Origin of the sequence: Streptomyces geranii, assembly GCF_002954775.1 — a bacterium.
In the GTDB taxonomy this organism is placed as follows: domain Bacteria; phylum Actinomycetota; class Actinomycetes; order Streptomycetales; family Streptomycetaceae; genus Streptomyces; species Streptomyces geranii.
In genome coordinates, this window is sequence record NZ_PJME01000007.1 from 64,622 (window position 1) to 87,218 (window position 22,597).

The window sequence follows — 22,597 nt, forward strand, 5'->3', positions numbered from 1 at the left end:
TGATGCCGAGCCGATCGTAGGAGGGCGGTGTGCAGGAGTAGTGCCGCTCGGATGACTCACGAACAGCCTAGAGCCAGTCCCGCCGCTTGAAGATCAGATACAGACTGACGCAGACGACCCCCATGAGACCGATCGCGAAGGGATAGCCGAAGGTCCACCCCAGTTCGGGCATCTCCTCGAAGTTCATGCCGTAGATGGTCCCGACGAGCGTCGGCGCGAACAGGATCGCCGCCCAGGACGAGATTTTCTTGATCTCCTCGTTCTGCTCGAACCCCGCCTCCGCCAACGCCCGCATCTCCGCGTTCTGTTGCTGTGTCACCAGGGTGGAGTTCACCGTCAGGATGTCCGCCAGGGCCTGGCGGAAGCCGTCGACCCGTTCGCTGGTGTGGGTGACGTGGTCCGCCACGTCCCTCAGGTAGCGCTGGAGTTCCTCGTCCGTGCCGTACTTCGCGAAGCCCGCCATCAGGCTGTGCAGCATGCTCACCAGGGGGCGGGTCGCGCGCTGGAACTCGACCATCTCGCGGGAGAGTTCGTAGATGCGGCGGGAGACCTCCGGGTCGCCCCGGAAGACCTCCGTCTCGATCTCGTCGATGTCGTTCTGGACGCCCTCGACGACCGGCGCGTAACCGTCGACCACCGCGTCCAGGATCGCGTACAGCACCGCCTCCGGGCCCAGCCTCAGCAGCTCCGGGGTCTCCTCCATGCGGCGGCGTACGGCCGACAGGTCCGGGGCCGCGCCGTGGCGGACCGTGATCAGGAAGTCGGCGCCGACGAAGACGTGCAGCTCGCCGAAGTCGACCTCCTCGGCCGCGTCCAGATAGCGGGCGGCGCTCAGGACGACGAAGAGCGTGTCGCCGTAGCGCTCCAGTTTCGGGCGCTGGTGTGCCTCCATCGCGTCCTCGACGGCCAGCGGATGCAGGTCGAACTCGGCGGCCAGGGTGAGGAGTTCGGCCTCCGTGGGGCGGGCAAGGCCGATCCATGCCATGCCGTCCGGCTGGTCGCGCAGTTCGCGGAAGGTCTCCGCGAGGGTGGTGGGCGTCGAGACGCGTACGCCGTCGTGGTAGAGGGCCGCGTGCACGATGCTGTCCGCCGGTTCGGCCGGCGCCGGGGGCGGGGTGTCCGTCCGGGGCGCGGCGGGTTTCGCCGGTGGTGCGGCGGGCGGCGTCAGGGCGCGTCGCCAGGCCGGCTTCCGGCCGTTCTTCGAGGCTTGGCGGGCACGTCGCTCCGACATCGCGGCTGGCTCCCGTCTCGACGGTGCTCGAACATGTGTTCAGGTACGGCTGAGTGGATCACGGAGCAGGATATACGGGTCAAATGACATGGGTCTTGGGTGGGTGACGAATGCGGACAGTAGCTGTCCGCAAGTAGGGCTAGCGTGCGCAACATGACGAAGACGACCTCGGCAACCGGCACCAGCACCGGCACCACGGCGAGGCCCACGGCGGCCCCGGCTCCCGTCCTCGGCCCCCGCGCCCTCAACCGTGCCACCCTCGCCCGGCAGCTGCTCCTCACCCGGTCGCCGATCTCCGCCGAGGACGCCCTCACGCACCTCCTCGGTCTCCAGGCGCAGAACGTGAAGCCCCCGTACTACGCGCTCGCCGCCCGTCTCGACGGCTTCGGTCCCGAGGACCTCTCCCGGCTCATGGCGGACCGCGAGGCAGTCCGCATCGTCACCATGCGCTCGACCATCCACACCCACACCGCCGCCGACTGCCTCACCCTGCGACCGCTCGTCCAGCCCGCCCGCGACCGCGAACTCACCTACTTCCGCAAGGGACTTGAGGGCGTCGACCTCGACCGCCTCACCACCCTCGCCCGTGAACTCGTCGAGCAGGAGCCGCGCACGATGAAGCAGCTGCGTGAGGCCCTCCTCGTCGAGTGGCCGGACGCCGACCCGCAGTCCCTGTCCGTCGCCGCCCGCTGCCGTCTTCCCCTCGTCCAGGTCACCCCGCGCGGCCTGTGGGGTCACAGCGGCCAGGTCGCCCTCACCACCGCCGAGCACTGGCTCGGCCGCCCGGCCGAACCGGACCCAGAACCGGACGCCGAACCGGCATCGGTGCTGGACGAGACCGTCCTGCGCTACCTCGCCGCCTTCGGCCCCGCCTCCGTCAAGGACATGCAGACCTGGGCCGGTCTGACCAGGCTGCGCGACGCCTTCGAACGCCTCCGCCCCCGCCTGCTCACCTTCCGGGACGAGCGCGGCACCGAACTCTTCGACCTCCCCGACGCTCCCCGCCCCGACCCGGAAACCCCCGCCCCGCCGCGCTTCCTGCCCGAGTTCGACAACCTGCTCCTCTCGCACGCCGACCGCGGCCGACTCGTACCCGCCGACCTCAAGGGCCGTACCTGGACGGGCAATCAGGCCCACTGCGTCCTGCTCGTCGACGGCGTCGTCGCGGGCCTGTGGCGGCTGGCCGACGGCACGCTCACGGTGGAGCCCTTCGGCAGCCTCACAAAGGGTGTGCGGACGGCGGTAGTTGAGGAAGGCGAACGGATGCTCGGGACGCTGCACGCGGGGACGGCGTACGACATCCGGTTCGGCACCGTCGTACGAGGATGAAGGCGATCCGCCGCACAAAGTGAATCGAAAACGTGGATAGGGGGCGCTGCGGACCGCTCGTGGCCGGTCCGCAACGCCCCCTGGCATTCGCCTGAGGGGTACTCAGGTGACTGTGGTGGCTATACCACTCGGGGTATCTCCGCCGGTTACGACGCGACCTGCGTCGCGACCAGGCTGGAGAAGGTGGTCAGCCGGGTGTAGACCCCGGGGTAGCCGGCCGCAGCGCAGCCCTCGCCCCAGGAAGTGATGCCTGCCAGGACGCCGCCGATCATCAGCGGGCCGCCGCTGTCGCCCTGGCAGGTGTCGACGCCACCGGCCGTGTAGCCGGCGCAGACCATGTCGCTCGCGATGTAGCTGGAACCGTACGAGCTGGTGCAGCTGGCGTTGGAGACGGTCGGGACCGTCGCCGTGCGCAGCTGGTTGGAGGAGCTGCCGTTGGAGGAGGTGGTGCCCCAGCCGATGATGCGGGCCGTGGTGCCGGCCGCGTACACGCCGGTCTGGGACGAGGTGACGTACGACGCCGCGGTGTACGGCATCGAGGTGGCCAGCGTCAGCACGGCCACGTCGTCGCCCTCGGTGGCGTCCACGTAGCTCGGGTGGATCCAGATCTTGGTGACCCGGCTGACGGTGCCGTTGGTGCCGTTGCGGTAGGTACGGCCGCCGACGACTCTCACGCTGCTCGTGGTCTCGTCGACCATACAGTGGGCCGCGGTCACGACCTTGGTGGCCGATACGAGGGTGCCGCCGCAGAACTGGTTCTGCGAGGCGTCCGTGATCTGCATGACGTAGGGGTACGTCGCGGCGGTGGTCGTGGTGCCGCCCACGATGGGCTGGGGAGCGGCGGTGGCGCCGGGAGCGGCGATCAGCGCGGTCGCTGCGGCTGCGGCGACGGCCGTCAGGACGGCGGCGGCCTTCTTGGCACGGGCGAGCCCGAACATGGGTTCTCCTCTTGGGGAATTGCCGGTGGGGGGACGCGCGGGTGTGGGGGTGGTTCACGGGGCGGCGGTGCTGCCCCGTGTGCCCGGCGTTGCGGCACAACCACAAGGTAGGAGCCGGATAAGGGCCCTCCCAATGAGGGAACCCCCTAGGGGGAGTTGGGGAGGGAAAACCCTCGGTCGTACGGGGTCGACGGCGCGGTACGGTGAGAGCGCAACGATGGATTCCGCGCAGGAGCGGGCGTACCCGGTATGCGTGCCTTACTTGGTGTGGCGTCCCGCCGCCAGCCTGACGATGTCCACCCGGGACCGGATACCCAGCTTCCGGTACACCCTGGTGAGCGTCGCCTCGACCGTCTTGACGCTGATGAAGAGGCGTCCGGCGATCTCGCGGTTGGTCGCACCCTCCATCACCAGCGCCGCGACCTGGCGTTCCATCGCGGCGAGCCCGTCGAGCGCGGCGACGGCCTGCGGTTGCTGCACAAGGGGCTGCGGCGCGGGATTCGGTACGGTCGCCGCGTCCACCCGGCGCAGCCAGGGCAGCGCGCGGGAGCGTCTGAACAGCCGTGCGGCCTCGTCGTACGACGTCGGGGTCGGGGTCGGCCCCGGGGGGCCGGTGCGCAGTTCGGCCAGCGCGAGGGCGGCGCGGGCCTCCTCAAGTCCATAGCCCAGCTTGGCCAGTCGGTCCTGCGCGGACGTCAACTGGGCGAGTGCCGCGTCGAGTTCGCCGCGTGCGGCGCGTACCTGCGCCTCCGCCCGGTCGAGCACCGCGAGCACGCTCTCGCGCCCCAGCCGCAGCGCGTGGGCCCGCGACACGTCGATGACCTCCTGTGCCTCGTCGGTCTCGCCGACGCCCACGAGAGCCTCCGCGAGGTCGCCCTGCCAGCGCCCGCGCGCCGGGTCGTCGACACCGAGGTCGTGCTCCAACTCCCGTGCCCTGCGCAGCGACTGCACCGCGCCCGGCGCGTCCCCGGCCACCAGCCTGGCGTACCCGAGGGCCGCCTGGGCCCGGGACAGATACATCAGGTCGCCGTTCTCCTCGGCGTGCTTGACCGCCTCCCGGGCCAGCTCCAGCGCCCGGTCCACATCGCCGCCGGAGGCCTCGGCCAGCGCGGCCAGCATCGCGGAGGCGACCTCCCCGATACCGGTGTCGCGGGCCAGCCGCAGGCTCTCCCGGGCCAGGTCGAGCGCGCGCCCGCAGTGCCCGCAGCGCAGTTCGGTCTCGGCGAGGCCGCGCAGGAAGTGGACCTCGCTCTCGACCGAGCCGCGCCGGCGCACCTCGCGCAGCAGGGTGGTGATGGTGGCCCGTGCCTCGGGCAACTGGTCGCTCATGATCAGCCAGCGGAACCTGGCCGAGCCGATGCCGTTGTGATGGACCGTCACCTGCGGGTCCTGGGGCTCCCGCAGCGCCCTCTTGATGGTCGCGGGCGCGTCCTCGTGGCCCATCAGGGTCTCGGTGTGGGCCTGGAAGGAGAGTGCCATCAGCTCCGTGTGCCGGTCGTCGCCGCGCGCCGCCAGCACCGCGGCCCGCGCCGCCTCCTCCCGGCTCTCGGCGAAGTCGCCCTCGACGAGCAGGGCCCGCCAGCCCAGTTGGTAGTGGACCAGGGCGAGGAGGCGCGGGTCGTCGCCCGCGTCGGCGAGCGCCTGCGGGAAGACGGAGTCGACCTCGGTCATGGCGTGACCGGCGGTGTCGATCACGATCATCCAGGCCCGCACCCGCTCGTCGGGCACCGAGGTCAGGGCGAGCACCTGGCGGGCGATGTCCCGCGCCAGGTCCAGGTCACCGGAGGTGATCGCGTCCTCGGCGGCCCGCAGCCGGTACTCGTCCGGGCTCGGCACGCTGTCGGCCGGGGTGTGCCGGACGGCGAGCAGCCCGAGCGCGGACGCCACCGAGGGCGCCCCCCGGTCCCGGGCCAGCGCGGCGGCCTCGGCGAGCCGCGCGGCCACGTCCGGATCGGTGCCGTCGGTGGCCAGCGCGAGGTGCCGGGCCCGCTCGATGGGGTCGGAGGCGGCCGTGGACAGCGCGGCGTGCGCGGCCCGGCGCTCCTGGGCGCTCGCCTCCGCGTACAGCGCGGCCGAGACGAGCGGATGCGCGAAGCGTACGGCCGGACCCTCGGGCTCGGTCGCCAGCAGCCCGAGGGCGGCGGCCTGGGCGGTCTCCGCCTCGGCGTTCTCCCGGCCCGCCTCGTGCAGCAGGGCCAGGGTGGGACGGGCGCCGGCGCTCACCACGAGGAGGGTGCGGCGGGCGTCGTCGGACAGCATCTCCAGCCGGCTGAGCACCAGGGCGCGCAGCGAGGTCGGCACCGGCAGCGGCTCGCCCGGACGCGGGGGAGTGGGGCTCTCGGCGAGGGCCCGGCCCAGTTCGAGGGCGTACAGCGGGTTGCCCGCGCTGGTGCGGTGGATCTCGCGGACGGTCGAGCGCGGGAGGCCGCCGTAGCCGCGGTGTTCGAGCAGTTCGGCCACCTGGGAGTGGGTCAGGGGGTTCACCCGGACCGCGAGGGTGTCCGGTGTGGACGCGCGTAGATAGCGGTCGTACTCCTGGCCGTCCGACCGGCCCGCGAACACCATCCGGACGGGGTCGTCGCCGAGCCGGCGGGCGGCGAAACCGAGCAGTTCGGTGCTCGCGGTGTCCAGCCACTGGAGGTCGTCGGCGACGACGAGCACGGGTCCCTTGGCGGCCAGCGCGCGCAGCGCGGACAGCACGGCGAGCCGCAGCGCGAGGCCGTCGCGCTGGAGCGTGGACTCGCCACGGCCGGTGAGCGCCGACTCCAGGGCGACACGCTGGGCGACGGGCAGCTGGGCCGACACCTCGTCCAGAGCGAGACCGAGAAGATCGGCGAGCGCGAGGAAGGGGAGATGGGATTCGGACTCCGTGGCCGAGCAACGCAACACGGTCCGTGCCGATTCGCCGTATTCCGCGGCCAATGTCCGCAGGACGGTGGACTTTCCTATTCCGGCGGGTCCGTGCAACAGCACGCTGCCGCCGCGCGAAAGCTGCTCGCGGGCCCCTATGAGTGCTTCGTCCCGGCCTATGAGCAGGTCAGAGCGGCATCGGCCAGACTCCTGGAAGTCCCGTCGCACGGTCACCGCTCCCCTCCTGTGTCGTGTGGGCCCCAATATTAGGCAACAGATCTTTGAATTTCGGACCCGAGGCCGGGTGAGCCGAATAACAGGACGGTAGCGGCATGGGGAAATTCAAGTCACTTGTGAATGAATACACCGTATGCGCGTACGGAGCGTGACGATCGGCGACGGCCGATTCTCAGGGCAGCAGCCCCGCCCGTCGCGCCGCGACGACCGCCTCCCCGCGTGAATGCGCGCCCAGCCGGCGCATCGCCGAGCGCAGATACCCCTTCACCGTCTCCGGGCGCAGCCCCAGCCGCTCCGCGGTGACCGCGTTGCTCGCCCCCGACGCCACGCACGCCAGGACGTCCAGTTCGCGGGGCGCGAGCCCGGCCCCGCCCGGCGGCGGTCCCGGGGCCAGCAGACCGCACGCGTCGAGCAGCGCGCCCCGCAGCTCCGGGTCGGCGATCCGCGGGGCCAGCGCGCGCAGCGCCGCGTGCGCCTCCCGCACCTGCTCCCACGCCCCGCCGCCGCCCGGCTCCGGAACCCCGGCTTCCACCGGCCGGGCCGCCACCAGCAGCTCCCGTGCCTGCTCCTGCACCCGGTCGCGTACGGCGAGCGCCTGCTCCACGTCCCGGGCCGCCTCCACGGCCGCGCCGATCAGGCGGTCACCGAGCGGCTGTGCGGTGCGCAGGGCCCCGTACAGGACGCCGCGCACCCGGCGGCGTACGACGACCGGGACCGCCACCACCGAGCGCAGGCCCTCGGCGGCGACCGGGATGTCGTACTCGTGGCTGATCTGCCGCGACACGGAGTAGTCGGTGACCACGCAGGGACGGGCCAGGGCGACCGCCTTGCCGCCCAGACCGTTGCCCGAGGTCACCGCGAGTGAGCGCAGCGCCTGGGTGGAGGTGCCGTTCAGTTCGCTGATGCGCACATGCCGGCGCCCGGATTCCACCAGCCCGCCGAAGGCGACCGGCAGCCCGGTCGCCCGCCGCAGCCGGGCCAGCGCCCCGCGTACCTCGGCCGCCTCGGCCGTGTCTGCTGCCACGTCATCGCCCCTTCGTCGCGGCCCGTTCGTGGTGTTTTCGCAAGTCGTTGCCCGGTCGTACGTGGCACTCACCCCCGTTCGGGGGTAGTGAGACCTGCGTCACGGATTACACGATGTCAGAGTGTCGCCCGGCAATGGTCCGGGACCGAGGAGGAGTGATGACGACGGTGACCGAGCACTTCCGCGAGGCGCGGGACTTCCTGCTGGCCCACCGGGAGGACTACGCCACCGCGTACGAGGGTTTCCGCTGGCCCCGCCCCGAGCGGTTCAACTGGGCCCTGGACTGGTTCGACGTCATCGCGGACGGGAACGACCGCACCGCCCTGCACATCGTCGAGGAGGACGGCGCCGAGGCGAGGCTGTCCTTCGCCGAACTGTCCGCCCGCTCGAACCGGATCGCCAACTGGCTGAGCGGGCGCGGGGTCCGCCGCGAGGACCGGCTCCTCGTGATGCTCGGCAACCAGACCGAGCTGTGGGAGACCGCCCTCGCCGCGATGAAGATCGGCGCCGTCGTCATCCCGGCCACCCCGCTCCTCGGCCCCGCCGACCTCCGTGACCGTGTCGAGCGCGGCCGGGTCGCCCATGTCCTGGTCCGCGCCGAGGACACCGGCAAGTTCGACGAGGTGCCCGGCGGCTACACCCGGATCGCGGTGGGCGGCGCACCCGAGGGCTGGCAGCCGTACGAGGACGCCTACGACGCCCCCGCCGGGTTCACGCCGGACGGGCCCACCCACTGCGACGACCCCCTGATGCTCTACTTCACCTCGGGCACGACCGCCCGTCCCAAACTCGTCGAGCACACCCACGCGTCGTACCCCGTAGGGCACTTGGCGACGATGTACTGGATCGGCCTCAAGCCCGGCGACGTGCATCTGAACATCTCCTCGCCCGGCTGGGCCAAGCACGCCTGGTCCAACCTCTTCGCGCCCTGGAGCGCCGAGGCGACCGTCTTCATCCACAACTACACGCGTTTCGACGCGACTCGGCTGATGGCGGAGATGGACCGCGCGGGCGTCACCTCCTTCTGCGCCCCGCCGACCGTCTGGCGCATGCTCATCCAGGCCGACCTGACCCAGCTGCGCACCCCGCCGCGCGAGGCGGTGGCCGCCGGGGAGCCGCTCAACCCCGAGGTCATCGAACAGGTGCGCCGCTCCTGGGGCGTCACGATCCGGGACGGCTTCGGCCAGACCGAGACCGCCGTCCAGGTCTCCAACAGCCCTGGCCAGCCCCTCAAGACGGGCTCGATGGGCCGTCCGAGCCCCGGCTACAAGGTGGTCCTCCTGGACCCGGTCTCGGGTGAACCGGGCGCGGACGAGGGCGAGATCGCGCTCGACCTCGCCACCCGCCCGGTCGGCGTGATGACCGGCTACCACGGCGACGCCGACCTCACGGCGGAGGCGATGGCAGGCGGCTTCTACCGCACCGGGGACATCGGTTCGCGCGACGCGGACGGCTACATCACGTACGTCGGCCGCACCGACGACGTCTTCAAGGCCTCCGACTACAAGATCTCGCCGTTCGAGCTGGAGAGCGCGTTGCTGGAGCACGAGGCGGTGGCGGAGGCGGCGGTGGTCCCCGCGCCGGACGAACTGCGCCTGGCCGTACCGAAGGCGTACGTCGTGCTCGCGGCGGGCTGGGAACCGGGCCCGGACACGGCGAAGGTCCTGTTCGAGCACAGCAGGGAGGTGCTCGCCCCCTACAAGCGCCTGCGCCGACTGGAGTTCGCCGATCTGCCCAAGACGGTCTCCGGCAAGATCCGCCGGATCGAACTGCGCGAGGCGACTGCGGCGGGCTCGGCGGACGAGTACCGCGAGGAGGACTTCCGATGACTCTCCCGCTGACGCCTCCGATGGCTTCGTACACCCACGGGACCGGTGACACCCCGCTGTTGGGGGACACGATCGGCGCCAACCTGGACCGGGCGGTGGCCGAGTGGCCGGACCGCGAGGTGCTGGTCGACGTGCCGTCCGGGCGGCGCTGGACGTACGCCCAGTTCGCCGCGGATGTCGACGAGTTGGCGTACGCGCTGATCGCGAGCGGTATCGCCGAGGGCGACCGCGTCGGCATCTGGGCGGTCAACTGCCCCGAGTGGGTGCTGGTCCAGTACGCCACCGCGCGGATCGGCGCGGTCATGGTGAACATCAACCCGGCGTACCGCACCCACGAGGTCGAGTACGTCCTCAACCAGGCCGGGATCTCGCTGCTGTTCGCGTCCCTCAGCCACAAGGCGAGCGACTACCGGGCGATGGTCGAGCAAGTGCGGGGCGGCTGCCCGCAGTTGCGGGAGACGGTGTTCATCGGGGACCCGGGCTGGGAGGCGCTGATCGCACGCGGGACGCCGGTGGCGTTTCCGGAGCTGTCCTGCGACGACCCGATCAACATCCAGTACACCTCGGGCACGACGGGCTTCCCGAAGGGGGCCACGCTCTCCCACCACAACATCCTCAACAACGGTTATTTCGTAGGGGAGTCGATCGCCTACACGGAGCAGGACAGGGTGTGCGTGCCGGTGCCCTTCTACCACTGCTTCGGCATGGTGATGGGCAACCTGGCGGCCACCTCGCACGGCGCGTGCATCGTGATTCCGGCGCCGAGCTTCGAACCGGCGGCGACCCTGCGGGCGGTCGCGCAGGAGCGGTGCACATCGCTGTACGGCGTACCGACCATGTTCATCGCGGAGTTGGCCCTCCCCGACTTCGCGACGTACGACCTGTCGTCCCTCCGTACGGGCATCATGGCGGGCTCGCCCTGTCCGGTCGAGGTGATGAAGCGGGTCGTCGCCGAGATGCACATGGCCGAGGTGTCCATCGCCTACGGCATGACGGAGACCTCCCCGGTCTCCCTCCAGACCCGCCGAGACGACGACCTGGAACACCGCACCGGCACGGTCGGCCGGGTCCTCCCGCACATCGAGGTGAAGGTGGTGGACCCGGCGACCGGGGTCACCCGACCCCGGGGCGACGCGGGGGAGTTGTGCACCCGCGGCTACAGCGTGATGCTCGGCTACTGGCAACAGCCCGAGAAGACCGCCGAGTCGGTCGACGCGGGCCGCTGGATGCACACGGGTGACCTCGCGGTGATGCGCGAGGACGGGTACGTCGAGATCGTCGGCCGCATCAAGGACATGATCATCCGGGGCGGCGAGAACATCTACCCGCGCGAGATCGAGGAATTCCTGTACGCCCATCCGAAGATCGCAGACGTCCAGGTGGTCGGCGTGCCGCACGAGCGGTACGGCGAGGAGGTGCTCGCCTGTGTCATCCCTCGCGCGGACACGGAACCGCTCACGCTGGCCGAGCTACGGGCGTTCTGCGAGGGGCGGTTGGCCCACTACAAGATCCCGAGCAGGCTGCAGGTGCTGGACGCCTTTCCGATGACGGTGTCGGGGAAGGTACGGAAGGTGGAGCTGCGGGAGAGGTTCGCGGGGGAGGCGGGCGGGTGAGGTCCGCTGGTCATGGCCTGCGCATGCAGACGCGGGGCCAGCGGTCGAGACCGTGTGCTGCCTCGGCGGCGCGGATTTCTCTTAGGCTCGGGGTGAGTTCGGCGTCGGTGAGGGTGCGGAAGCCGAGGCGGGCGTAGTAGGGCGCGTTCCAGGGGACCTCGGTGAACGTGGTGAGGGTGAGGTGGGTCAGGCCCTCTGCGCGGGCCTGGTCGGCGGCGTGGGCGAGGAGGGCTTCGCCGATGCGGCGGTGCGCGAAGTCGGGGTGAACGGAGACCTGTTCGATGTGGAGGGCGCCGTCCACCGGTTCCGCGATGAGGTAGGCGACGGGGTGGTCCTGGTTGTCTGCGGCGACCCAGGCGTGGCCTGCTTGGCGGTAGTGCTCCAGGACTTCGAGGGTGGGAGGTTCGTCGTCCGCGATCTCTGCCATGTCCGGGGGTGCGGTGCGGGGTTGTGGGGTTGGTGCGGCGCCGTCGTCGTGGCTGGTCGCGCAGTTCCCCGCGCCCCTGAGGGGCGCGCTCAGGGTGCGGAAGGGGGCGCCTGCCGCGCGTTCGATCGTGCGGAGGGTCGGGAGTTCGGCGGGGGTGGCCGGGCGGATGCGCATCCGTCGAGTATCCGAAGGGGTCCGCCTCGGGGCACCCGGATTTCTGGGCTCAGACCCCGGTCGCGTCCAGGTCGTCCGCCGGGGTGTTGACCGGCTGGGGTGTGCCGGTGAGGTCCAGGACGAACAGGGGGATGCCCAGGTTCTCAGCGCCGACGCGGGCCTCGTCCTCGTAGCCGGCGAGGGAGAAGTAGACGCAGTCCGACGACTCCGTCATGGCCGTCAGCCACAGGCACTCGATGTCGCGCAGTGAGGCCGGGCTCACCGTCGGGTCGACCTGGGCGAGGACTCCGCGGGCGGCGAGGCCGACGCCGGACGGGGGGCGCTGGTCGGCGCGGCGGATGTCCTGGTAGCCGAGCCAGCGCAGGTAGAGGGCGGCGGCGGTGACCGCGTCGCGTGCCGTGCGGATGGTGACGGGCTGGAAGGCGCGGCGGGGGCGGGCATCGGCGGGGTGGGGGCGAGGGGCGCGCAGGACGCCCGGGAGTTTCGCCGTGCCGCCGGAGGAGGGGGCGAGGGCGGAACCCGTCACCGGGATGCGCAGGACCGTGCCGCAGGGGCAGCCCAGTTCGGGGTGCGGCCACTGGTCGCCCCGGCCGCAGGCCGTGCAGCGCACGGTGACCCACTGCTCGTCCCAGACCCGGTGGGTGACCGCTGTCGCGTTCGCCCGCTCGTCGAGCGACGGCGTCACCGGCACCCCGCACGCGCAGGGATAGGACGGCGCCGCGTACAGATGCTCGCGCAGGCAGGCCGGGCATCGCACGGGCATGCTCTCGGCCATTGCCCACTCCACTGTGTGATGTCGGGGTCAGAGCCCCATCGTGCTCCACGGAACCCCCGCTTGTCCGTCTCTTGACGGCCTTTGCGGCCCCACTTACATTGTTTCCAGATAGTAGAAAGTAAATTCCACAATACGGAAACTCAAACTCTCCGCGGGGCGCGACGGGAGTGCGAATGCGAGGAGTCGCTCCATGGCACGTATGACCGCTGCCCGCGCGGCAGTCGAGATCCTCAAACTGGAGGGCGTCACGCACGCGTTCGGAGTCCCGGGCGCGGCGATCAACCCCTTCTACGCCGCCCTCAAGGCCTCCGGCGGGATCGGCCACACCCTCGCCCGCCATGTCGAGGGCGCCTCGCACATGGCCGAGGGCTACACCCGCACCCACCCCGGCAACATCGGTGTCTGCGTGGGCACTTCGGGCCCGGCCGGCACCGACATGATCACGGGGCTGTACTCCGCGACCGGCGACTCGATCCCGATCCTGTGCATCACCGGCCAGGCCCCCACCGCCGTGATCCACAAGGAGGACTTCCAGGCCGTCGACATCGCCTCCATCGCCCGGCCGGTCACGAAGATGGCCGTCACCGTGCTGGAGGCGGCCCAGGTGCCCGGCGTCCTCCAGCAGGCCTTCCACCTGATGAGGTCGGGGCGCCCCGGCCCGGTGCTGGTCGACCTGCCGGTCGATGTCCAGCAGACGGAGATCGAGTTCGACCCGGAGACCTACCAACCCCTGCCTGTCCACAAGCCGTTCGCGAGCCGCCCGCAGATCGAGAAGGCCCTCGCGATGCTCAACGCCTCGCACCGGCCGCTGATCGTGGCCGGCGGCGGCGTCATCAACGCCGACGCGGCCGAACTCCTCGTCGAGTTCGCCGAGTTGACCGGCGTCCCGGTCGTCCCGACCCTCATGGGCTGGGGCGTGCTCCCCGACGACCACGACCTCAACGCCGGCATGGTCGGCCTCCAGACCTCGCACCGCTACGGCAACGCCACCTTCCTGGACTCCGACTTCGTCCTCGGCATCGGCAACCGCTGGGCCAACCGCCACACCGGCCGCCTCGACGTCTACACGGCCGGCCGCACCTTCGTGCACGTCGACATCGAGCCCACCCAGCTCGGCCGCATCTTCGCCCCCGACTACGGCATCGCCTCCGACGCGAAGGCCGCGCTGGAGCTGTTCGTGGCCGTGGCAAGGGAGTTGAGAGACGTGGGTGCCCTCCCCGACCGCTCCCACTGGGCGGCGGCCACCCAGGAGCGCAGGGCCCGCCTCCAGCGCCGTACCCACTTCGACGACATCCCGATCAAGCCCCAGCGCGTGTACGAGGAGATGAACAAGGCCTTCGGCCCCGAGACGCGATACGTCACCACCATCGGCCTCTCGCAGATCGCCGGCGCCCAGCTGCTGCACGTCTACCGGCCCCGCCATTGGATCAACTGCGGCCAGGCGGGCCCCCTCGGCTGGACGGTCCCGGCCGCGCTGGGCGTCGCCGTCGCCGACCCGGAGGCGTCCGTGGTCGCCCTCTCCGGGGACTACGACTTCCAGTTCATGATCGAGGAGTTGGCGGTCGGCGCCCAGCACCGCATCCCGTACGTCCACGTCCTGGTGAACAACTCCTACCTCGGCCTGATCCGCCAGGCGCAGCGGGCCTTCGACATCGACTTCCAGGTCAACCTGGAGTTCGAGAACCTCAACTCGCCCGAACTGGGCGCCTACGGCGTCGACCACGTCAAGGTCGCCGAGGGCCTCGGCTGCAAGGCCATCCGGGTCACGGACCCGGCCGAACTGGCCACCGCCTTCGAACAGGCGAAGAAGCTGGCGGCCGAACACCGGGTCCCGGTGGTCGTCGAGGCGATCCTGGAACGCGTCACGAACATCGCCATGTCGACGACCAACGACATTGGAAACGTCGTCGAGTTCGAGGACATCGCGACCGAACCGGGGCACGCGCCGACATCGATCAGGCCGCTGAAGGTCTGAAGGTGTCTGACGCGCGGAGGGCGGAGGGCGGAGGGCGGAGGGCAGAGGGGGTAGCGGTAGCGGTAGCGGGCAGAGGCTGTGGGGCGGGCGGTCCACCGGGGACGGCGGACCGCCTCCCTCCCGTACGCCCCCGTCCTGTACGCCGCTGTCCCGTACGCCCCTTTGCCGCGCGCCCCTTTCCTGCACGGCCCTCTCCTGTGCGGCTCGCGCTGTCAGTCCGAGCCCCCACCGCCCCCTCCGCACGAGGACGCATCTCCGCCCCCGCTGCCGCCGCCCCCGCCCCACGAATGCGGCAGCAGCCCCTTGTCCGCCAGTGCGCCGGGGCCGAGCCGCCCGGCCCTGCGGGCGAAGGTGGGCGCGAGCACGGCGAGGGCGGGTGTGCCGTAGAAGGCCACCGCGAACAGCGCGTCGGCCGGCTGTACGCCCTTCCTGGTGACCGGGAGCGGGAACTGCTTGCCCAGGCTCCTGAGGGTCAGCCGCGTGGTGAAGGGCCGGCGGGGCGGGAACCTGCGCAGCAGTCCGGCGTCCCTCAGTTCACCCCGCAGCTCGGCGAGGGCCCGGCGGACACCCGGCCGGGCCAGTAACTCCTTGATTCCCGCGGGCCGGTGGAGGGCCGCGTACACCGCCTTCTCCAGGACCGGCGGACCCCCGCCCGCGGACCTGGTCGTGACGCGCATCGTGCCCGGTCGGCCCGCCTCGACCGCGCCCCGCTGGTGCAGAGCGAGCACGGCGACCGTCACTGCGTCGCGGGGCCCGCCCCGCAACAGCGCGACGTAGTACGGGTCCAGCTCGGCCGGAGTCGGCTCGGCCGTCGTGGTGCTGTCCATGAATCCCCCTGGAATCGGGGCCCGCCGCCCCGGTGCCGGCGGGACCCATGTGCTCACAATGTGCCCGGTTCCAGGCGGTGTTGAAGCCTCGGGGACGCACGAAGACGCCGGGTACGGATCAGTCGTCCGTACCCGGCGTTCTCGGCGTTCTCGGCGTTCTCGGCGCTCGCGGGGCTCCGGGCCGTGGCGGCGCCTGGGCGCGACAGGACAGATGTCGGCGCCGCCACGGCTCGGAAAACGTGGGAGTGGTATCAGAGTTGGGCGCCGGAGAGGCGCTCCACGCCCCGCAGGAGCGCCGAGTGGTCCAGGCCGCCGTCGCCCTGTTCCCGCAGGGACGCGACGAGTTGGGCGACCACCGCGCCGACCGGCAGCGCGGCGCCGACCGTACGGGCCGCGTCCGTCACGATGCCCATGTCCTTGTGGTGGAGGTCGATCCGGAAGCCCGGCGCGAAGTCGCGGTCGAGGAAGTTGTCCTTCTTGCGTGCCAGCACCGTCGAGCCGGCCAGCCCGCCGCCCAGCACCTCAAGCGCCGCCTTCAGGTCCACGCCCGACTTCTCCAGGAAGACCACGGCCTCGGCGCACGCCTGGATGTTCACGGCGACGATCAGCTGGTTCGCTGCCTTCACCGTCTGGCCCGAGCCGTGCGGACCGCACAGCACGATGGTCCGGCCCAGCACCTCGAAGACCGGCCTCGCCGCCTCGAAGTCGGCCTGCTCGCCGCCGACCATGATGGACAGCACCGCCTCGACCGCGCCGGCCTCACCGCCCGAGACGGGGGCGTCCAGGACCCGGACGCCCTTCTCGGCCGCCGCCCTCGCCAGGTCCACCGAGGTCCGCGGGGTGATCGACGACATGTCGACCAGCAGAGTGCCGGGCCGGGCGTGCGCGAGGATGCCCTCGGGGCCGTACGCCACCGCCTCGACCTGCGGTGACGCCGGGACCATCGTGATCACCACGTCGGCGTCGCGCACCGCCTCGGCGATCGAACCCGCCGCGCTGCCGCCGGCGGCGACCAGGCGGTCGAGCTTGTCCTGTTCCAGGGTGAAGCCGGTGACGTCGTAACCCGCCTTGATCAGGTTCTCGGACATGGGGGAGCCCATGATGCCGAGGCCTATCCAGGCGACCTTGGGGAGACTGCTCATGGCGGGAATGCCCCTCTCTGTCGCTGTCTGTCGCTGTGTCGGGTTCAGCGCGCCTCGCGCGGCAGCCAGTCGAAGGCCTCGGCGCTCGGCCGGTCGCCCGGCTTGTACTCCAGGCCGACCCAACCCTCGTAGCCCGCCTTCGTCAGCTGGTCGAGGAGGCCCTCCAGCGGGAGCGTGCCGGTGCCGGGGGCGCCGCGGCCGGGGTTGTCGGCGATCTGGACGTGGCCCGTCTTCGCGGCGAACCGGTCGATCACCGACGGGAGGTCCTCGCCGTTCATGGACAGGTGGTAGAGGTCCATCAGGAAGCGGGCGTTGTCCAGCCCCGTCGCCTCGTTGACCCGGTCGACGACCTCCACGGCCGCCGGTGCGCTCACCAGCGGGTACCGGGGTGACTCCGGCTTGTTGAGTGCCTCTACGAGGAGGATCGCGCCGATGCCGTCGGCGGCCCGGGCCGCGAGCGCCAGGTTCTCCAGCGCCAGCGCGTCCTGCTCCGCCGGGTCGACGCCGTCGATCCGGTTGCCGTACAGCGCGTTGAGCGCGCCGCAGCCGAGCGATTCGGCGAGAGCGGCGGCCACCTCGATGTTGGCGCGGAAGCGCTCGGACTCGGCCCCGGGCACCGACAGGGCGCCCCGGTCCGGGCCCGGCAGCTGTCCGGCGTAGAAGTTCAGGCCGGTGAGCCGGACGCCCGCGTCCTCGATCGCGGACTTCAGGGCGTCCAGCTCGGACCGCGGCGGGGTGGGGGAGTCCAGCCAGGGCCACCACAGCTCGACCGCGCCGAAACCGGCGGCTCGGGCCGCCGCCGGGCGCTCCAGGAGCGGGAGTTCCGTGAAGAGGATCGACAGGTTGACGTTGAACCGCTGCTCGGTGAGTCCCATGGCCGCCGGCGCCTCCGCTTGGCTGGATCGCTGCAGAATCTTGCGATGTTATTCCGTATTGTGGAAATATCTTTCTGCTTATTGGAAGATTGCCGCTGAGGGGCCGGGCTTGTCAAGGGGCTCTCCCGAGTGGCGGGGTGGGAGGGGGCCGGATAGACAGGTTCAACGTTCATATGAGCGGGGCGCACGTTTCCCGTGTGTCAGTGCCCTGAAGTTGTGAGGCGAACATGGCCGTCGAGCCATTCCCTGCCTGCCCGGAGAATCCCGGAACAGGCGAACACCGACCCAAGACCCGCATACGTACGGACGAGCTGGTGCGCACCGTGGTCGTCGCCAGGCCACTGGACGATGTCGTCCAGCTCGTCACTCTCCTGGAGCAGTCGCCGGACGGTCTGCCGATCGCCGCGTCGGTCCTGCGCGTGGCGGCCGTCGCGCGCTCCGTCGAGGACGTCTCGCGCCTCGTGGAACTGCTCGGCCCGCCCGCGCGCGGCGTCGGCCGGATGGACGAGGCCATCCGGACGGCCGCCGAGCAGCGGCCCGTGGCCGAGGTCGGCCGTCTGGTCGCCCTCCTGCACGCGGCCCCGCACGCCGCACATGCCGAGGCCCAGGCGGTCCACGCGGCTGCCACCAACCGGCCCGTCGAGGACCTCGTCCAGCTGATCGGCCGCCTGAGCGAGGCACCGGTCCCGGACCAGGGCCAGGACCCGGTGGCATCCTCCGAGTCGGCCGCGGGACCGGCGTCCGTGTCCGCGCGCACCGCCTCCCGGGGTGAGGGACGGGCGGCCGGCCCGTGGCTCCGCCGGGCCGCCGCCGTACTCCTCCTGCTCTGCGGCGCGGCCCACTTCCCGCTCGACTGGGTCGACGCGCCGAAGCACGGACTGGCCACCTCGCTCGGCGTCTCCGTGCTCTGTCTGCTGGTCGGTGCCGGGCTGTGGTTCAGCCGGGCGACGGTCGTGACCGTCGCCGCGGTGGTCGTCGCGGGCGCGCTCTCCGCCGCCCATCTGCTGGGCACGCACGCCGACTTGGCGGCACTCGTCTACGTACGGCAGGCCGGCGGAGCGGTGTCCCCGCTGCCCGCTCTGGCGGCCTGCGCGGCGACACTCGTGGCGCTGGCGGTACTGGCTCTCGCCCTCGCCCGCCGAGGGCGTTCCACCGGCGCGCGGAACACCGCCGTCGAGGCCGCCGCGGAGGTGAACTCCCTGCGACTGTAGGCCGGTTGACCGCCCGGGCCGTCCACTGGGCGGCCCGGGCGGGCAGCGCCGCCGACTGTCACGGGGGAGTCCGTTAGGGTCGTGCCCCAGCGGGACCGGGAGCCGATGCGATGGGGGCACAGTGCGTTTGAGAGTGGAGTTCACGACCGAGCCCTTCGACCTCGACGAGCCACCCGCCCACGCGCTGGTCGCCCGCGAGGTCGTCGAGGCGGCCGAACTGGACGCGGTGGACGTCGGCCCGTTCGGCAACACCGCCGAGGGCCGCGCCGACACCGTGCTCACCGCCCTGGACGCGCTGCTGCGCAAGACGCTGGAGGCCGGCGCGACCCGGATCTCGCTCCAGGTCAACGTGATCGACGAGGAGGGCGGCCGGTGACCGGCGCGGGGGACGCCTCCACCGGCGCCGCGTTCGTCGCGGCTGTGAAACCGCTGGTCGACGCCATGGGCGGGGAGCTGCTCGCGCCCGACCTGGCCGGCCCCGACGACGTCGTGCTCGCCTGGGAGGGCGCCGACGTGGTCGCCGTACGACTGCCGCAGCTCGCCGACTCGCTCGACCACATCCTGACCGCCCTGGAACGCAAGCACGGCAAGCCGCTGGCCGAGCTGGACCGCAAGACCAAGCAGGAGATCGTACGGATACTCGAGGCGCGCGGCGCCTTCTCCGTACGGCACGGGGTCGAGACCGTCGCGGGCGCCCTGGGGGTCAGCCGCTTCACGGTCTACAACTACCTGAACCGCGAGAAGCAGGCCTGACGGGTCTCGGGGGAACGCCCTAGGGGACGGCGGTGCCGTAACCCGGAATTTTCAACAAAGTGTTGACGTCGTGTCGCCGGAAGGCGTTAGCTGTGCGGAGCCCGCCCAGCACGCACAAGGCCACGGAGGCTTGCCGTGACGTCGAGTACGACCCCTGGCGGCCTCGCCCGGTTCAACGCCCTGGACGAGTCCGCGGCCCGCACCGCGCTCCACGAGGCCTGCGCCTCCGCCGCCTGGGGCCGCCTACTGCTCGCCGGACGCCCGTACGCCACCGCCGAGGACCTGTACGCGGCGAGCGACGCGGCGATGGCCGGCCTGACCGACGACGACCTCGCCGAGGCGATGGCCGGCCACCCGCCGATCGGCCGCCCCAAGCCCGGCGACCCGACCTCCGCCCGCGAACAGCGCGGTATGGCCGGCGCCTCCGAGGGGCTGAAGGCGGAGATGCTCGAACTGAACCTCGCCTACCAGGAGCGGTTCGGCCATGTCTTCCTGATCTGCGCGACCGGCCGCACCGGCGAACAGATGCGCGACGCGGTCAGGGACCGGATCGGGAACACGCCGGAGCGGGAGCGCGAGATCGTCCGCACCGAACTGGGGAAGATCAACCGCATCCGGCTCGGCAACCTCGTACAGGAAGAGCAGGCATGAGTACCGACACCACCGCCTCCGTGTCCACGCACATCCTGGACACCAGCATCGGCCGGCCCGCCGCAGGTGTCGCCGTACGGCTCGCCGCGCGCGATGGCCGGGAAGCGCAGTGGACGTCGCTCGGCGGCAGTGCGACCGACCCGGACGGGCGGTGCAAGGACTTGCCGGCGCTGCCGGAAGGGACGACCCACGTGCGCCTCGACTTCGAGGTCGAGCCGTATCTGGAGCTGAAGCAGCAGCAGGCGGGAGCGTTCTTCCCGGAGGTGGCGATCACGTTCGCCGTCGTGCCGGGCGAGCACTACCACGTACCACTGCTGCTCAACCCGTTCGGCTACTCCGTATACCGAGGGAGCTAGCAGCATCATGACCGAGTCAACAGGCAAGGCAGGCCCGGTGTTTCTCGGGCAGAACCAGTACGGCAAGGCCGAGAACCGCGTCGTGCGCGTCACCCGCGACGGCGCCACCCACCACATCAAGGATCTCAACGTCTCCGTGTCGCTCTCCGGCGACATGGACGAGGTCCACCTCTCCGGCTCGAACGCGAACGTCCTGCCGACGGACACCACCAAGAACACGGTGTACGCCTTCGCCAAGGAGCACGGCATCGACTCCGCCGAACAGTTCGGCATCCATCTGGCCCGGCACTTCGTGACCAGCCAGGAGCCGATTCTGAAGGCGCGCATCCGGATCGAGGAGTACTCCTGGACCCGGATCGAGGCGGCGGGCGAGGGCGAGTACTCCTTCGCCCGGCAGGGCCAGGAGACGCGGCTCGCGCAGATCACGTACGACGGTTCGTCGTGGGAGGTGATTTCCGGGCTCAAGGACCTCGTCGTGATGAACACGACCGACTCCGAGTTCTGGGGCTACGTCAAGGACAAGTACACGACGCTCCCCGAGGCGTACGACCGCATCCTCGCGACCCAGGTGTCCGCGCGCTGGCGCTTCAACTGGTCCGACGACGCGGGGGAGATGCCGGACTGGGAGGAGTCGTACGAGCAGACGCGGAAGCACCTGCTCGCGGCCTTCGCGGAGACCTACTCGCTCTCGCTCCAGCAGACCCTCTTCCAGATGGGCGCGCGGATCGTCGAACACCGGGCGGAGATAGACGAGGTGAGGTTCGCCCTGCCCAACAAGCACCATTTCCTTGTGGACCTGAAGCCGTTCGGGCTCAAGAACGATAACGAGGTCTATTTCGCGGCCGATCGCCCCTACGGCCTGATAGAGGGCACGATCCTGCGCGAGGGCGCCGAGGCGCGCATACCCGCCGACCTCCCCAACCTCTGAGACCCCCGAGAACCTTGAGAACCCCGAGAACCTTGAGACCTCTAAGGACGTTCGCACGATGAGCACGACGAGTCAGCGCATCGTCATCGAGAACTGCGCGGTCGCGACCGTGGACGCCGTCGACACCGAGTACGCGTCCGGCCATGTGGTGATCGCCGGGAACCGTATCGAGTCGGTCGGCGCGGGCAAGGCGCCCGAGGGCCTCGCGGACGTGGTCCGGCGGATCGACGCGAGCGGTCATCTCGTCACCCCCGGCCTGGTCAACACGCACCACCACTACTACCAGTGGATCACCCGGGGCCTGGCCACCGACCACAACCTCTTCGACTGGCTGGTGGCGCTCTACCCGACCTGGGCGCGCATCGACGAACCGATGGTGCGGGCGGCGGCGCAGGGTTCGCTCGCGATGATGGCCCGTGGCGGGGTCACCATGGCCATGGACCACCACTACGTCTTCCCGAAGGACTCCGGCGACCTGTCCGGCGCGATCATCGGCGCGGCCCGCGAGACGGGCGTCCGCTTCACCCTCGCGCGCGGCTCGATGGACCGCAGCGAGAAGGACGGCGGCCTGCCCCCGGACTTCGCCGTCGAGACCCTCGAAGGCGCGCTCGCAGCGACAGAGGCCACGGTCGACGAGCACCACGACCCTTCCTTCGACGCCATGACCCAGGTGGCCGTGGCCCCCTGCTCGCCCTTCTCCGTGTCCACCGAACTCCTGCGCGAGGGCGCCGAGTTGGCCCGCCGACTCGGCGTACGGCTGCACACGCACGGCTCCGAGACGGTCGAGGAGGAGCAGTTCTGCAAGGAGCTGTTCGGCATGGGCCCGACCGACTACTTCGAGTCGACCGGCTGGCTCGGCGAGGACGTGTGGATGGCGCACTGCGTCCACATGAACGACTCGGACATCGCCGCCTTCGCCCGTACGAAGACGGGTGTGGCCCACTGTCCGTCCTCCAACGCCCGCTTGGCGGCGGGTATCGCGCGCGTCCCCGACATGCTGGCGGCCGGCGTCCCGGTCGGCCTCGGGGTCGACGGCACCGCGTCCAACGAGTCCGGCGAACTCCACACCGAACTGCGCAACGCCCTCCTCATCAACCGCCTCGGCGCCCACCGGGAAGCCGCCCTGAACGCCCGGCAGGCGCTGCGCCTCGGCACGTACGGCGGCGCCCAAGTCCTGGGCCGGGCAAGGGAGACGGGTTCGCTGGAGGCGGGCAAGCTCGCCGACCTGGTCCTCTGGAACCTGGACACCCTGGCCCACGCCTCGATCGCCGACCCGGTCACCGCCCTCGTCTTCGGCGCGGCGGCCCCGGTCACCGCGTCCTTCGTCAACGGCGAACAGATCGTCGAGAACGGGCGGTTGCTGCACGTCGACGAGGACGAGATCGCCCGCTCGACGCGCGCGGAGGCCCGGCGGCTGGCGGCGATCGCGGCGCGCGCCTGAGGCGCCCGGCA

Annotated in this window: 20 protein-coding genes; 11 read left to right on the forward strand and 9 right to left on the reverse strand. The window is 71.2% G+C overall.

The features are described 5' to 3' along the window. Positions 1 to 67: 67 nt before the first annotated feature. Positions 68 to 1,231: a magnesium and cobalt transport protein CorA gene (locus tag CW359_RS12595; protein WP_105969985.1), complete on the reverse strand. Its 1,164-nt coding sequence runs from the start codon at positions 1,229 to 1,231 to the stop codon at positions 68 to 70. Between the two features lie 153 nt (positions 1,232 to 1,384). On the opposite strand from CW359_RS12595, the gene CW359_RS12600 reads away from it, so the two are divergent. After that, positions 1,385 to 2,560 carry a winged helix DNA-binding domain-containing protein gene (locus CW359_RS12600; protein ID WP_105970181.1) on the forward strand — a complete coding sequence of 392 codons (1,176 nt, stop codon included), beginning with the start codon at positions 1,385 to 1,387 and terminating at the stop codon, positions 2,558 to 2,560. Positions 2,561 to 2,706: 146 nt separating this feature from the next. On the opposite strand, the gene CW359_RS12605 is transcribed toward CW359_RS12600, so the two are convergent. The 3 genes from CW359_RS12605 to CW359_RS12615 all read right to left on the reverse strand — a co-directional run bounded on the left by CW359_RS12605 (position 2,707) and on the right by CW359_RS12615 (position 7,609). Then, a complete protein-coding gene (locus CW359_RS12605) occupies positions 2,707 to 3,498 on the reverse strand; it encodes a S1 family serine peptidase (RefSeq protein ID WP_105969986.1) in 792 nt (263 codons plus the stop codon). A 258-nt stretch (positions 3,499 to 3,756) separates the two neighbouring features. Further along, positions 3,757 to 6,582, reverse strand: coding sequence for a helix-turn-helix transcriptional regulator (locus tag CW359_RS12610; RefSeq protein WP_105969987.1), 2,826 nt, complete (start codon positions 6,580 to 6,582; stop codon positions 3,757 to 3,759). 175 nt (positions 6,583 to 6,757) lie between these two features. Then, on the reverse strand, positions 6,758 to 7,609 hold the full coding sequence (locus tag CW359_RS12615) for a helix-turn-helix transcriptional regulator (protein ID WP_105969988.1): 852 nt from the start codon (positions 7,607 to 7,609) through the stop codon (positions 6,758 to 6,760). Between the two features lie 158 nt (positions 7,610 to 7,767). Between CW359_RS12615 and CW359_RS12620 the strand changes: the two genes are divergently transcribed. Together CW359_RS12620 and CW359_RS12625 are read left to right on the forward strand one after the other, a co-directional pair. Then, positions 7,768 to 9,438, forward strand: coding sequence for an AMP-binding protein (locus CW359_RS12620; protein ID WP_105969989.1), 1,671 nt, complete (start codon positions 7,768 to 7,770; stop codon positions 9,436 to 9,438). A gap of 20 nt (positions 9,439 to 9,458) precedes the next feature. Continuing rightward, entirely contained in the window at positions 9,459 to 11,051 is a 1,593-nt protein-coding gene (locus tag CW359_RS12625; RefSeq protein ID WP_105969990.1) for an AMP-binding protein, read from the forward strand. Positions 11,052 to 11,061: 10 nt separating this feature from the next. Here CW359_RS12625 and CW359_RS12630 read toward each other — a convergent pair whose 3' ends face one another. Both CW359_RS12630 and CW359_RS12635 read right to left on the reverse strand, forming a co-directional pair. Further along, positions 11,062 to 11,652, reverse strand: a complete 591-nt coding sequence (locus CW359_RS12630; RefSeq protein WP_105969991.1) for a GNAT family N-acetyltransferase — start codon at positions 11,650 to 11,652, stop codon at positions 11,062 to 11,064. A gap of 49 nt (positions 11,653 to 11,701) precedes the next feature. Then, the gene (locus tag CW359_RS12635) at positions 11,702 to 12,427 is read right to left on the reverse strand and encodes a hypothetical protein (protein WP_105969992.1); all 726 of its coding nucleotides are present in this window, start codon (positions 12,425 to 12,427) and stop codon (positions 11,702 to 11,704) included. A gap of 190 nt (positions 12,428 to 12,617) precedes the next feature. Between CW359_RS12635 and gcl the strand changes: the two genes are divergently transcribed. After that, positions 12,618 to 14,402: a glyoxylate carboligase gene (gcl, locus tag CW359_RS12640; protein WP_105969993.1), complete on the forward strand. Its 1,785-nt coding sequence runs from the start codon at positions 12,618 to 12,620 to the stop codon at positions 14,400 to 14,402. 212 nt (positions 14,403 to 14,614) lie between these two features. Here gcl and CW359_RS12645 read toward each other — a convergent pair whose 3' ends face one another. From CW359_RS12645 to CW359_RS12655, 3 genes are all read right to left on the reverse strand, one after another. Then, entirely contained in the window at positions 14,615 to 15,229 is a 615-nt protein-coding gene (locus CW359_RS12645) for a TIGR04222 domain-containing membrane protein (RefSeq protein ID WP_105969994.1), read from the reverse strand. Positions 15,230 to 15,480: 251 nt separating this feature from the next. Beyond that, positions 15,481 to 16,371, reverse strand: a complete 891-nt coding sequence (locus tag CW359_RS12650; RefSeq protein WP_105969995.1) for a 2-hydroxy-3-oxopropionate reductase — start codon at positions 16,369 to 16,371, stop codon at positions 15,481 to 15,483. A gap of 44 nt (positions 16,372 to 16,415) precedes the next feature. Further along, positions 16,416 to 17,246, reverse strand: a complete 831-nt coding sequence (locus CW359_RS12655) for a TIM barrel protein (protein ID WP_105969996.1) — start codon at positions 17,244 to 17,246, stop codon at positions 16,416 to 16,418. A 227-nt stretch (positions 17,247 to 17,473) separates the two neighbouring features. Between CW359_RS12655 and CW359_RS12660 the strand changes: the two genes are divergently transcribed. From CW359_RS12660 to CW359_RS12690, 7 genes are all read left to right on the forward strand, one after another. Then, a complete protein-coding gene (locus tag CW359_RS12660; protein WP_157968529.1) occupies positions 17,474 to 18,457 on the forward strand; it encodes a hypothetical protein in 984 nt (327 codons plus the stop codon). Between the two features lie 121 nt (positions 18,458 to 18,578). After that, a complete protein-coding gene (locus CW359_RS12665) occupies positions 18,579 to 18,833 on the forward strand; it encodes a YkoF family thiamine-binding protein (protein WP_105969998.1) in 255 nt (84 codons plus the stop codon). Continuing rightward, complete coding sequence (locus CW359_RS12670) at positions 18,830 to 19,210, forward strand: helix-turn-helix domain-containing protein (protein ID WP_408647476.1); 381 nt, start codon at positions 18,830 to 18,832, stop codon at positions 19,208 to 19,210. The genes CW359_RS12665 and CW359_RS12670 overlap by 4 nt, the downstream gene beginning before the upstream one ends. A 135-nt stretch (positions 19,211 to 19,345) precedes the next feature. Then, positions 19,346 to 19,861: a 2-oxo-4-hydroxy-4-carboxy-5-ureidoimidazoline decarboxylase gene (gene uraD / locus CW359_RS12675; protein ID WP_105969999.1), complete on the forward strand. Its 516-nt coding sequence runs from the start codon at positions 19,346 to 19,348 to the stop codon at positions 19,859 to 19,861. Beyond that, the gene (uraH, locus tag CW359_RS12680) at positions 19,858 to 20,217 is read left to right on the forward strand and encodes a hydroxyisourate hydrolase (protein WP_105970000.1); all 360 of its coding nucleotides are present in this window, start codon (positions 19,858 to 19,860) and stop codon (positions 20,215 to 20,217) included. Before uraD ends, uraH begins: the two co-directional genes overlap by 4 nt. A gap of 7 nt (positions 20,218 to 20,224) precedes the next feature. Next, positions 20,225 to 21,145 carry a factor-independent urate hydroxylase gene (pucL, locus tag CW359_RS12685; RefSeq protein WP_105970001.1) on the forward strand — a complete coding sequence of 307 codons (921 nt, stop codon included), beginning with the start codon at positions 20,225 to 20,227 and terminating at the stop codon, positions 21,143 to 21,145. 58 nt (positions 21,146 to 21,203) lie between these two features. Next, on the forward strand, positions 21,204 to 22,586 hold the full coding sequence (locus CW359_RS12690; RefSeq protein WP_105970002.1) for an 8-oxoguanine deaminase: 1,383 nt from the start codon (positions 21,204 to 21,206) through the stop codon (positions 22,584 to 22,586). Positions 22,587 to 22,597 lie beyond the last annotated feature (11 nt).